The 12,149-nt window shown below is 44.7% G+C and carries 9 protein-coding genes; 4 read left to right on the top strand and 5 right to left on the bottom strand.

Annotated features, from left to right (window positions below):
- Positions 1 to 52 precede the first annotated feature (52 nt).
- The gene (gene rpsT, locus AC3E8G_RS04645; protein WP_023023719.1) at positions 53 to 301 is read left to right on the top strand and encodes a 30S ribosomal protein S20; all 249 of its coding nucleotides are present in this window, start codon (positions 53 to 55) and stop codon (positions 299 to 301) included.
- Positions 302 to 366: 65 nt separating this feature from the next.
- Positions 367 to 897 (top strand): DNA topology modulation protein, encoded by a 531-nt coding sequence (locus tag AC3E8G_RS04640; RefSeq protein WP_490677132.1) that lies wholly within the window; start codon positions 367 to 369, stop codon positions 895 to 897.
- A gap of 157 nt (positions 898 to 1,054) precedes the next feature.
- On the opposite strand, the gene AC3E8G_RS04635 is transcribed toward AC3E8G_RS04640, so the two are convergent.
- Entirely contained in the window at positions 1,055 to 1,633 is a 579-nt protein-coding gene (locus tag AC3E8G_RS04635; protein WP_490677131.1) for a TetR/AcrR family transcriptional regulator, read from the bottom strand.
- 127 nt (positions 1,634 to 1,760) lie between these two features.
- Here AC3E8G_RS04635 and AC3E8G_RS04630 point away from each other — a divergent pair, with 127 nt between their 5' ends.
- The gene (locus AC3E8G_RS04630) at positions 1,761 to 2,603 is read left to right on the top strand and encodes a DegV family protein (protein WP_490677130.1); all 843 of its coding nucleotides are present in this window, start codon (positions 1,761 to 1,763) and stop codon (positions 2,601 to 2,603) included.
- A gap of 364 nt (positions 2,604 to 2,967) precedes the next feature.
- Here the strand turns inward: AC3E8G_RS04630 and AC3E8G_RS04625 are convergent, their stop codons facing one another.
- The 4 genes from AC3E8G_RS04625 to AC3E8G_RS04610 all read right to left on the bottom strand — a co-directional run bounded on the left by AC3E8G_RS04625 (position 2,968) and on the right by AC3E8G_RS04610 (position 10,184).
- On the bottom strand, positions 2,968 to 4,614 hold the full coding sequence (locus tag AC3E8G_RS04625; protein WP_490677129.1) for a hypothetical protein: 1,647 nt from the start codon (positions 4,612 to 4,614) through the stop codon (positions 2,968 to 2,970).
- On the bottom strand, positions 4,604 to 5,347 hold the full coding sequence (locus AC3E8G_RS04620; protein WP_490677128.1) for an ABC transporter ATP-binding protein: 744 nt from the start codon (positions 5,345 to 5,347) through the stop codon (positions 4,604 to 4,606). Before AC3E8G_RS04620 ends, AC3E8G_RS04625 begins: the two co-directional genes overlap by 11 nt.
- A gap of 106 nt (positions 5,348 to 5,453) precedes the next feature.
- The gene (locus tag AC3E8G_RS04615) at positions 5,454 to 7,028 is read right to left on the bottom strand and encodes a M20/M25/M40 family metallo-hydrolase (RefSeq protein WP_490677183.1); all 1,575 of its coding nucleotides are present in this window, start codon (positions 7,026 to 7,028) and stop codon (positions 5,454 to 5,456) included.
- Positions 7,029 to 7,148: 120 nt separating this feature from the next.
- Positions 7,149 to 10,184, bottom strand: coding sequence for a CocE/NonD family hydrolase (locus AC3E8G_RS04610; protein WP_490677127.1), 3,036 nt, complete (start codon positions 10,182 to 10,184; stop codon positions 7,149 to 7,151).
- 473 nt (positions 10,185 to 10,657) lie between these two features.
- Here AC3E8G_RS04610 and AC3E8G_RS04605 point away from each other — a divergent pair, with 473 nt between their 5' ends.
- Positions 10,658 to 12,109 (top strand): alpha-amylase, encoded by a 1,452-nt coding sequence (locus AC3E8G_RS04605; protein ID WP_490677126.1) that lies wholly within the window; start codon positions 10,658 to 10,660, stop codon positions 12,107 to 12,109.
- Positions 12,110 to 12,149 lie beyond the last annotated feature (40 nt).

The following is a 12,149-nucleotide window of genomic DNA, read 5'->3' as shown; positions in this document are numbered from 1 at the left end:
TGGGCTTGTCAAAAGAAAAGTTTTCAGATATAATAAGAGAGTTAGATTATCATTGGAGGTGAAAAAATTGGCAAACATTAAATCAGCTATCAAACGCGCTGAATTGAACGTTAAACAAAACGAAAAAAACTCAGCTCAAAAATCAGCTATGCGTACTGCAATCAAAGCTTTTGAAGCAAACCCATCTGAAGAACTTTACCGCGCTGCTAGCTCAGCTATCGATAAAGCAGAAACTAAAGGTTTGATCCACAAAAACAAAGCTAGCCGTGATAAAGCACGTCTTGCAGCAAAACTTGGCTAATCAAGCATTGCATACAAAATGAGCTCTCCGGAGCTTTTTTTGTTGCTTCCAAATGAGGAGAAGACATGAAAATTACGATTATCGGCTATTCAGGATCTGGCAAGTCAACTTTGGCTGAAAACCTAGCCCGCTACTACTCCATCCCCAAGCTCCACATGGACACCCTTCAATTTCAACCGGGTTGGATAGACAGTGACCGGGATTGGATGGAGCAAGAGATGAAACAGTTTCTCAGCGATCATAGAGACTGGGTCATTGATGGCAATTACTCTTGGTGCTGCTATGAGGAGAGAATGGAGCAAGCCGACCAGATTATCTTTCTCAACTTCTCTCGTTGGAACTGCCTCTATAGAGGGTGGAAACGATACCGCCGTTATAAAGGTCGGGTCCGTGAGAGTATGGCAGCAGGCTGCCCGGAACGCTTTGACTGGGAATTCATCCGTTGGATCCTCTGGGATGGACGAACAAAAACTGCCAGAGAAAGGTATCAAAACATCCACTCCACCTACCCCGAAAAATTCATCTCTCTCAAGAATCAAAAGGAACTGGACCGTTTCCTAGATAAAGTAAAAAGAGAGTGGGACAGAAATCGGTAATTCGTTAGAATTCGATTTCGTTGTCCCACCTCCGCACGGTTGAGTAGGGCTGTAAAAGCTGATGAAATCAGCGTAGTAGAGCCCACTCAACCACTGCGTCTTGCTCAACAATCCAAAAATAATTGAGAGGCTAGGACTTTTGTCCCAGCCTCTTTTCTTATTTTCTTTTCTTTTGAGGAAACAAGGGCAGACCTAAGGAAGCCATCTTCTCCGCCGGCACCTTCATGCCATCCTTAATCCACTTGGCTAGGACTGAGACAATGGCTGAGCTGAGGAAGGAATTCAAATAGCTAGCTGGTCCTTGTGAGGATTTCTGACTTTTACTCCTCTTTTCAAGAAATTCATAAACAGCCTTGGTAAGCAATTTCTCAAAATTATAATCGACGGCCAAGCTGATAATGCGGGCTTCCTTCCTGGCCTCTTTAAAGAGATAGACCCAAATCTGGTACAAATCGGTCTTGAAATTATAGCCTTCCAAAGACTTGGTAATCTTCGAAACAGTTGATTGGAAGATGGATTCGAGCAATTCTTCTTTTGACTCGTAATTTCGGTAAAAAGCTGCACGAGAAACGCCTGCTCTCTCCACCAATTCTGAAATGGTAATCTTTTTCAAGTCCTTTTTATCCAACAACTGAAGCAGGGAAATCTCCAAGGATTCCCGTGTGATGGCATTGCTTTCTTGATTGGATCGCTTTAGGTTCGCTAAGGATTTTTCTGATATCTTTCTTTCTGCCATAACACTTACTTTCTATCTGTATCATCTGAATGTATCTGCTTTCAGAGAATGTAACTTCATGATATAATTGTAAAAAAAGACTAACTACTTGTCAATGTACAATTTTTTACATTTTGAGGTAATAAAAATGAAATGGAAAATTATTGCAGATTCTGGCTGTGATTATCGTACTTATGAAAATGCTGCACCAGATACTAGCTTTGTTTCAGTTCCCCTTACCATCCAGATTGGTGAGAACATCTACACAGACGACGCCAAGCTTGATACTGACAAAATGATGGAAGATATGTATGCTACTACTACTGCTTCCAAATCAGCTTGTCCCAGTCCTGATGACTATATGAAGGCCTTCGAGGGAGCTGATAATATCATTGTTGTTACCATCACTGGCACTTTGTCTGGTAGCCACAATAGTGCTCAGGTTGCAAAAAAACTTTATCTAGAAGAACATCCAGAAAGCAATATCCATGTCATTGATAGTTTATCAGCTGGTGGTGAAGTGGATCTCCTCGTCCGCAAACTCCATCAACTCATCGCTCAAGAACTTGACTTTGATCAAGTAGTCGAAGTCATCACCAAATACCAAGAAAAAACCAAACTGATCTTTGTCCTGGCTAAGGTCGATAATTTGGTTAAAAATGGTCGACTCAATAAAATTATCGGAGCGGTTGTCGGCCTCTTAAACATCCGTATGGTCGGCCAAGCTAGCGATACTGGAACCCTTGAGCTCCTCCATAAAGCCCGTGGCCAAAAGAAAGCTATTTCCACTACTTTTGAAGAAATGCTTAAAGCCGGCTATAAAGGTGGACATATCACCATTGCTCACCGTCGCAACGAGAAATTCGTAGAACAACTCTCTGCCTTGGTCCATGAAAAATTCGCCAATGCGGATATTGAAGTTCTTCCGACCTCTGGCCTCTGCAGCTTCTACGCTGAAGAAGGTGGCCTCTTAATCGGCTATGAAATTTAACAACGAACTATAAAAGACTGAAACTCATTCCAGTCTTTTATAATGTAGACAAACTATTTTAAAGTAAAATAAGTTAAGCGATTCTGCAGAAATAAAAATGAGTTCCAATTTTTAAATCGATTCAAAAAAATACCAAAACTTTCCGCTGTGAGAAAAGTGCCTGAAACAATAACGTTTCAGGCACTCGGAATTATTGAGACCTTAGGCTCAATAATTAGTCTTGGAACTTCGAAGAAGTTCGCTGACGTCCGTACTCACCTAAGGAAAGTTTTTAATATGACTTTGTCTTCAATCTGAAAGGCTAGAACTCATTCCAATATTTTAAAATACAGATTCCCTCCGGTCTGACCCGAGGGAATCTTTTTTATTCACCAATTTCTTGGTTAAATTTATAAAAAGTACGTTTATAGATATAAACAGTTGCAAAAGTTCCTATAGCTGCAATGAGAAGATAAATCACACTAGCAATCAAGGTGGTGAAGGCCACAGCAGAGAGATAGAAAGCAAATCCTATCAAAATCAGCATGACGATAATAAAGATAAAGATCAATAAGCCTCTCAGGGCAGCATTTCCTCTATTACGGTTCATCAGATCCGTTACAGTCGACCAATTGGTCGTTAAGAGCTTGTAGTCACGTCTAAAAGCGATCACACTCAAACTCAAACTGGTCAAAAACCAAATCAAAAGCATAGCTAGAAGGGAGAGGGGATGGACCCCAAAGTAGCAAGATACCCCTACTAAGAGCACGATCGGTAAAGCAGACTGAACCGAAAAGAGGATCCAAAATTTCTTCAAACAATAACGTTTAAAGTCAATCGGAAGGGCACGAAGATAAGCGAAATTTTCCCGCTCCAAGGAGATCCCAATACTGGTCAAGCTTTCCACAGAGTTGAAGACTCCAATCATGAAAGCAATCAGCGATAAAGGAAGGAGGTATTGGGGCGTGAGGAAGTTTTCAATTTGGAGGGAAGCTCGCGATGCCCCTAAAAACAAGCCAAATGTGAAAAGATAAGGGAAAATCGCCATCATGAAGATGACCTGCGTCAGCAAGGTACCATCACTCAAAAGCCGTTTATGATAGGAAACTGTAAAACGATGGAAGGCTTTCTGATCTCCTAGCTTCATCTGACTGACCCGCTCCTTGACCGCATGGCTGGAAGAAACCTCAAGGGCAGCGTCATAGAAATGAGGTAAGACCTGACTTTTTACTAGCCAAAGGAGGACTACTAGAACCAACACCCAAGCCAACATCCCCACTAGTGCAGCTGAATCCAAAGGATTCAAGATAAAGGTATGAAAGACTTCTATCGGAGGAAAAATGCTGGGTTGAGTGACCAGATCACCAGCTACCGAGTGCTCTGACTGGAGCATATTGATATAGAGATAGGCTCCAATGGAAATGAGACTACTCAATCCAATGATGAGGTTAGACACCAAACTCGTGTGTTTCTTAAAGACAGCTGATTTGGTAATCAGATGGGATAAGAACAAGGTGCCTAAAAAGAGGATGGAGAGGAGAATCATGGCACAAAGAAGGCCAAGAAGGAGCCCCACCAAAACATTTCCCCCTGCTTGAATAGGAAGAATGATAAAATAACTCAGCATTGGAAGCAGGGCCATCAAGAGTACTAAGATGACCGAAATACTCTTTCCTGCAATCACTTCTGCATCCGAAAAGGCATAGGGACGATAAAATTGTAAATCCTTGCTTTCGTAAAAGACATTGTAAAAACTCATCAAGCCTTGGGATATGGCTAAGAGCGCAAAAAGCGTAATCATATTGACAAAGGGACCAGGGTTAGAGACAAAATCATTGGCACTAGATAGTATCCCAAAAAGGAAGAGATAAAGGAGACCGATAAATATATAGGTCCGAATGGACTGGGCGGAAACATTGACCTTCCTAGTCGGATCCTTTTCCTGCTTCTTTCTAAATTTCGCTAATTGGGCAGGCTGAGTCGCATAGATAATGTTGACATCGACTAGGCGACGAACCATTTTAAGACGCATCTGGACTCACCTCTTCTCTTCGACCAGCCAGTCCAAGATAAATGGACTCTAAGCTTTGTTCTGGGTGTTGCCCCTTCAATTCCTCGATGGTGCCATAAAAGATGAGATTTCCCTTCTTCAGGATAGCAATCTTATCACAGAGCTGCTCTGCCACTTCGAGGACATGGGTGGAGAAGATGACGGTATTGCCCTTGTCCGCATGCTCCCGCATCATCTGCTTCAAGTCGTAAGAGGCTTGGGGATCCAAACCAGTCATAGGCTCATCTAGAACCCAAATGTCTGGATCAGATAAAAGAGCCCCGATGACAAAGACCTTCTGGCGCATCCCATGAGAGAAAGACTCGATGACCTCATAACGATGACTAGCAAAGTCAAACAGATGCAGCAAATGCTCCAAGCGGTCATCACATTCTTGCTGGCTCATATCATAAGAAGTAGCGACTAACTCCCAAAATTCATTGGCCGTCAAACGAAGAAAGAGATCTGGCGAATCGGCTACGTAGCCAATTTTCTTCTTTATTTCCAAGCGATTGCTATAGAGGTCCTTCCCATCTACTAGGATCCTACCGGTCGTTGGGGTGATGACACTGACCAGACTCTTAATGGTTGTTGATTTCCCGGCTCCATTATGGCCGATCAATCCAACAATTTGCCCATCTTCAATGGTTAAGTTCAAATGGTTTAATGACAGTTGACCATCATAATCCTTTGTTACACCTTGAAATTCAATCATAGATTCTCCTTCTACCACATAACTTTCCTGACGAAAGCAAATGGTTTCCTTATGTTGCCTATATTTTAGTCCTCTTTTCCTCTCTTGTCAATGGAAAACTTAAGTATTAAAGCAATTCCTCAAAGCGGTAGAGAAGGCCAAATAGATAGTTAGGGATGGTCTCCAGAAGATCCTCCCTAAAGACCCGCTCCCCTCTTTGATGGAGCTCCTTGCCCCAAGGTCCTAAATTGACTGCTGGCACTTGGATCTGGGCAATTTTTTCCAGATCCAACTCGTAGACTTGAGAGGGGGTCGCCAAACTATCCAAAACGACCTGATAGCTTGCTAGGTCTCTCTCCAAGGCGCAATAACTAGTGTCGCAAATGCCCATGAAATATTCTTCCACCTTTAGGGACAGTCCGCGTCTTCCTAAATAGTGGCGGTAATCATCCACCAGGGTGCCAATTTTGAGACTGGTATTCGGTAAAGAGCGACAGTTCATGGATGGGTAATAAGGTGGTGCAAAGCCAATGACGACCAATGGCGTCTTCTCCGCTAGAAAGTCTAAGTAATCTTGGATCTGCTGGATGGCAATAGCATGATAGCTGACTCCAGCTAGGAAATCTTGGTAGGCTCTTTGCTCACATTGCTCTTGGAAGCTTGAAAATCCTTCCTTCTTTTGGCAACGATCCAGCAATTCTTGATAGCTGATCACCCTTGGCTGACCTATCACATGTTCTTGGCCTGCTTGGTCCTGGAGGGACAGGTATTTGACATAAAACTCATCAACCGCTTCCTGGCTCAACTCCTTGATGCGTTGCAGTAATTCCTGAGGGGTCTTTTTCAGATGCAGCACACTGAAATAGCCAGCAGCATAGAGGACCGTCGATACATCATATTGCTCCTTCAAATCTCGCAGATAAGACCAAGAAGGGAGAGGAGACTGCTCTCCCAGCGCTTGGTCGGATAGGTCCGGATGGAGGTCCAATCTCGATGCAACTGCGATTAGGAGAGAGAGGGCGTTGATTCCCTTGAGAGGTTCCTTCATATGGGATAAGACCCCTTGAGCGACGACGACTGGCATGAGCTTACCGACAGTTCCGATGTGCAGGACCTTCTCCTTGTCACTAGTAGCTTCAAAGGGTTCTGAATCGACCGCTAAGACATAGTCCAAGTCAAACTCTTCTTTTAACTGACAGAGCAAAGTCAATGCTCCTCTCATCCCGCGTGAATAGGACTCCTCATCTCCCACAGATAGGTAGAGGAGGTTGACCTGACCCCCTTCTGGATCGGAGGCATAGGCTTCTAAGACACCCAGTTGGAGCGCTAAGGCCGCCTTCATGTCACAAGAACCTCGTCCGAATTGCCATTGGCCAGAATCTAGGTCCTCCTGCATTTCTGATCGAAAATCAATGCCCTTCAAGGCTTGAACCAGTGCCTCGGAATCAAAAGCTATTGGGGCTAGGGGACCGTAATCTTCTAGATCTACCGTATCGTGGTGGTGAAAAAGGATCACTGTCTTTTTCTTTCCTTTATCGACCAAGGCCCAATTGACACTGCGATGAAGATGGTCATTGGAAAGAGGGTAGCGACCAAAATGCTGGGGGTGACTCTTGAAATATGGAATAGAGCCAATTCGTTGGTCTAGATAGTCTTCTATCTCCCTTTCAGTCTCGGTATTGGTAAAGCTTGGTATGGACATTGCCTCACGAAAAATGGTGGCAATTTGTTCTTGGAAATGTTCTATGGATCTCAATGAAAGCCTCCTTCTGATGGACTGGATCCTTTGGTATACTATCACCCTTGGGCGATCAGTCTGATATTATTGATCTTCTTTGCGACGGTAGACAACTTTCCACAAGCTAGTCGCAAGGACAGTAAGTAAACCATAAACTGTCCAAATATTTGCTGTTTCTCCAGTTTCAGGCAAGTGAGCTTCACTTTCTTGACTGGTAGATTTATTTGCCTGTGTCAATTGAGCGATTTCTGCTTTTTGTTCCTGACGGAAATTCATTGGATCCCGTCCGACTGGTGGTTGTTGGTCTGGATGGTTAGCCAAGTTCTTACCTCCTGCTTCCTTCTGTGCGATTGGGAGGATCCGGTCTGCCAAGCTTGCATATTCGGTATCCTTTTCACTTGGTTGGTAGCGGAATAAGAGCGACCGACTAGCTTCGACAGTTGGGATGGTTGTTGAAATGGAGTCTGTCTTGAAGGTCACTTCATATGGATCCGCAAAATAGATATAATCCGGATCATAGGTGTGTAGGCTCAAGACCAGACGATGGCCTTTCTTGACGGTATACAAGTTTGGTTGCAAGTACATGGTGTAATCATGGAATTCATTTTCTTTGACATCGATGGACTGGCTGGAGCTAGCAGAATCATAACGAGAGGCTGGATTGGCTAGATTCATCCACCCACGTGCGATCACGACACTCTTGACCTTGTGAGTGGTGTAGCGTTTGAGAGGTAGGGTCTCAAGATTGCTACCATTCCAGTAACCTGTCTCATCGATGGTTTCTTTTTCCAGTGTTCGCGTGCTGTAGCCATCTTTGTCATAGGTGATTTCTTCCTTAACGACATCAAATTCTTCATCTGAAACATCCATCAGGGTCGCACTGACATGGGCATGGTTCTTGTCTCCCTTGACAAAAGCTGCGCTAAAATGCACCGGAATATGACCTTTGATGGTCGTATCTTGGTCGACGGTGGCTGCATAGGAAGCTGCCACTTCGGAAGAATGGAAGGCCGCATCCTGGTTGCGTGTGGTCCAGTTGTTTCCCGTGCCATAGTAATCACCCGTCACCGTTACCTCTTCACGTTTGGAGTAGATCCTACCTGAGATAGCTTGATCCGTATCCCATTTGTCAAAACGACGCCACTTGCTAGGATCCAGATTGTCCTGAGCCGTTACTTGTGGGAGGTTTTCAATGCCATTTTCGATACCGTAAAGGTAATGGCTATACCAGAGATTCATCAGGTCATTAAAGGCTTGTCCTGCCACTTCTGTCCCTGACCAACGAGTGGATGGATAGATGTGATTGCCCTGGTGGAGCAAGACCTTGGGATCAATTCCTGCCTTCTTATAGGCTTCCAGCATGAGTTCAAAATGTTTTGGCTTGACGTTGTCATCATTGAGCCCTTGGATAATGAGAGGGGCTGCCTTTAAGTTGGCTGCGTTGAGCGTGTAGTCGCGTTTAGCATATTCTCCGTTGTAATTATGACCATCCTTGTGCTGGAGCTCATTGAGCTTAGTGATATAGGCTGCATAGTAATCCTTGACCTTGTCCCAATCTTCCTTATCAAGGATGCGACCAGAGGTATAGACAGATAACCAGGAAAGATCATTGGATGCTCCTGTATCAAGGGGAGACCCTTGGCTGTTGAAATGGTCATACCAACTGGCAATCCCTGCTGCTGGCACAATGGTCTTGAGACCTTCCACTCCAGTAGACGCTACACCAAATGTCGTCGTACCTGCCCAAGACAAGCCTGTCATGGCGACATTGCCGTTGGACCAGTCTGCCTTGACTTCGTGGTTGCTAGTCTTATCAGAGTATGCTTTGCGTTTTCCGTTGAGCCATTCCACGATATTTTTGTATGCGGCCACTTCAAGATCAGAGCCGGTCGTATTAATCCCGTCTGATCCTTTTGATCCCAAACCACTGCTAGTCACCACTGCATAACCACGAACCAAATAGTAATTGTACCAGTTGAGGTTTTCATAATCATAGTGGTTGTAACCTTCATAGCTTTCACGCGGATTGATATAGTACCAATCTTTTGGATCGGTCGCTTTGGCTACTTCTTCTGTCGTTACGGTTTTGCTGGCTTGGCGTTTAGCAGGTTTTTCATAGAGCTTGGCCATCTCAAAGTTACCGCCTTCTTTGAGACCAATCCCTTCTAAAGTCCGCTCTTCGGTCGTCCCTGTCACATAAGGGCTAGCTTCAAAGATGCTGGCAGCCTTATAGTCCCCGTTGACGGCAGCTTTCGGTACCTGTACAAAGGTCTTGACCAAGTCAGGTTTGCCATCTCCGTCCGTATCATAGTCAGTTTCTACATAGACAATATAGCGGACGATGTCACTCTTATCATAGGAATAATGCTCAATATCATCCCCAGGTGAAAATGGGAAGATGGGCTGTGCTCGTCCATTCAAAAAGAGAGGTTCCTTCCGATCAGCTCGGTATGCAGTATGGAGCTTTTTAGCCACTTCTACCATGCTAGAGAGATCTGTAACTGGAGCAGTACCCTCTACTCCCTCCTTGACCATTCCTAAGCTCTTAGCAAAAGCCAATCGGTCTTTATCGGTAGACCCGACTTGATTCTCCTTGGTCGAGGCCCAGTTCAAGAGATGATTGACAGCGTCTATCACTGTGGCTTCCTTCTTCACATCTGGCTCTGCTACTGGTTGGCCTGTCACTTCTGAAAGTTCTCCTAGAGTCACTTTAGGAGCGCTAGAAACTGGAGAAGGATTCTTCTCTGCAACAGACACTTCTGCTGATTGAGGAGCATCACTAGTAGGCTGGACTGGAGCTTTTTCTGCTACAGCAGTCTCCTTGGTCGGCGAGGATTCATTTCCCGTTGTCGGCTGAATCGTTGTAGGACCTGTTTCAGCAGTCGCTTGGTCCAAGTTAGGTTGATTCGTAAGCTCCTTCTTAGGAGACCGCTCCCCACTTGCTGGAACTGCATCTGAAATAGGAGTGGCTTCAGCTGTACTTGGCTGTCCCACCTGGGTAGTCAAGGCTGGTTCTACACCATTCGTAGCCACTTCCTCCGCCTGGACATGGCGCGCCAAAACAACTGGACTCAGTAACAAACTTGCAAAAACAATCGAAACAAGGCTAGATTTTTTCATATACAAACTCCTTTGAAAGGTGTCGTTTTAACGGATTATCCGAAACGACAATAAGTAGACAAGATCATTTTTCAATAGATGCAGTAAAAACGAACCCTCCTTTCAACAACGGCATCTCCTCCTGTCCGCAAGCTAGAATTCCTCTCATCTGGTATTCAGCTAGCTTTCAAACAGGATAACAACTTAACTGACAGCAGGGAAGATCCTACAGACATTCCTTCCTGTCAATCAAATGATGGAGACACTTCTTCGACTTATAGTCCCTTTTTAGACAGATTGAGCCAACTTGGACAAAACCGAAAAAAATAGTTCCTATTCATGAGGGCAAATTCCCCATTTTTCTCATGCGAGAGCTCGTTTCCAGCCCATTTATCCTTAATCCAATAAAGACAGCGTTTTCGAGAGTGCAAACCTTTGCCCTATCCTGTCATTTTTGGTAAAATAAGGCATTATTCACGAAAGATGAGAACAAAATGGAAAATCAAACCTTAATGCAATATTTTGAATGGTACTTACCCTCAGATGGCCAACACTGGTCCCGCTTAGCTGCAGATGCTCCTCACCTGGCAGATTTGGGCATTCGTAAAATCTGGATGCCACCAGCTTTTAAAGCAACATCTGCCAATGATGTCGGCTACGGCGTCTATGACCTCTTTGACCTTGGAGAGTTTGACCAAAAAGGAACCGTCCGCACCAAGTATGGATTCAAAGAGGACTACTTGCAAGCCATCCAGGCCTTAAAAGAAGCTGGAATCCAGCCTATGGCTGATGTGGTGCTCAACCATAAGGCAGCAGCCGATGGCCTTGAAAAGTTTGAAGTGGTCGAAGTGGATCCTAATGATCGGACCATCGTCTTGACAGAGCCCTTTACTATCAAGGGCTGGACCAAATTTACTTTTGATGGCCGAAATGGAGCCTACAATGACTTCCACTGGCACTGGTACCACTTCACCGGTACCGACTATGATGCTTCCCGCAATAAGAGTGGCATCTACCAAATCCAAGGGGAAAACAAAGGTTGGGCACAAGACGATCTGGTCGACAGCGAAAACGGCAACTATGATTACCTCATGTACGCTGATATCGACTTCAAACACCCAGAAGTGGTCGAAAACCTCAACCAATGGGCTGAATGGTTTATTGAAACAACTGGGGTAGAAGGCTTCCGTCTCGATGCGGTTAAACACATCGACTCCTTCTTTATGAAGAACTTCATCCAGCAAATCACGGACAAATATGGAGACGATTTCTATGTATTTGGTGAGTTTTGGAACGGGGATGAACAAAGCAACAATGACTACCTAGCTAGCATTGACTATCAGTTCGACTTAGTCGACGTTGCCCTCCACCAAAATCTCTTTAGGGCTAGCCAAGAAGGGGAAAACTTTGATTTAACCACTATTTTCAATGGTACGCTCGCAAGCAATCATCCAGAAAGTGCTGTAACCTTTGTCGATAATCACGATACCCAGAGAGGACAAGCCTTAGAGTCCACTGTTGGTGAATGGTTCAAGCCTGCTGCTTACGCCCTCATTCTCCTCCGCGAGGCCGGACTTCCATGTGTCTTTTATGGAGACTATTACGGCATTTCAGGGGACTTTGCCCAGCAGGATTTCCAAGCGGAACTTGATCAACTCCTTCGTATCCGCAAAGACTTATCCTACGGTGAACAAAGGGACTACTTTGACGATCCTAACTGCATTGGTTGGACTCGCTCTGGAACGGAAGAATCTGCTCCTATCGCCTGCGTCATTTCAAATGCGGCTGCATCTGCCAAACGCATGGAAATCGGCCAAGCATATGCAGGACAGACCTACTACGATGCCCTAGGAAATTACCAAGAACCCGTTCAAATCCAAGAAGACGGCTGGGCTGATTTCCCAGTCTCAGAACGCTCCGTCAGCGTATGGATTTTAGCAGACTAACTAGAAAATTTAATTGACTGAAGAGGCTAGGACAAAAGTT

The organism is Streptococcus sp. SCPM-O-B-15294 (M123) (assembly GCF_058200455.1).
This window is presented reverse-complemented; position numbering and strand designations above follow the sequence as displayed.

Coding starts and splice junctions, on each gene's coding strand:
- AC3E8G_RS04640 (WP_490677132.1), top strand. CDS start 367: ATGAAAATTACGATTATCGGCTATTCAGGATCTGGCAAGTCAACTTTG.
- AC3E8G_RS04635 (WP_490677131.1), bottom strand. CDS start 1,633: ATGGCAGAAAGAAAGATATCAGAAAAATCCTTAGCGAACCTAAAGCGA.
- AC3E8G_RS04630 (WP_490677130.1), top strand. CDS start 1,761: ATGAAATGGAAAATTATTGCAGATTCTGGCTGTGATTATCGTACTTAT.
- AC3E8G_RS04625 (WP_490677129.1), bottom strand. CDS start 4,614: ATGCGTCTTAAAATGGTTCGTCGCCTAGTCGATGTCAACATTATCTAT.
- AC3E8G_RS04620 (WP_490677128.1), bottom strand. CDS start 5,347: ATGATTGAATTTCAAGGTGTAACAAAGGATTATGATGGTCAACTGTCA.
- AC3E8G_RS04615 (WP_490677183.1), bottom strand. CDS start 7,028: ATGTCCATACCAAGCTTTACCAATACCGAGACTGAAAGGGAGATAGAA.
- AC3E8G_RS04610 (WP_490677127.1), bottom strand. CDS start 10,184: ATGAAAAAATCTAGCCTTGTTTCGATTGTTTTTGCAAGTTTGTTACTG.
- AC3E8G_RS04605 (WP_490677126.1), top strand. CDS start 10,658: ATGGAAAATCAAACCTTAATGCAATATTTTGAATGGTACTTACCCTCA.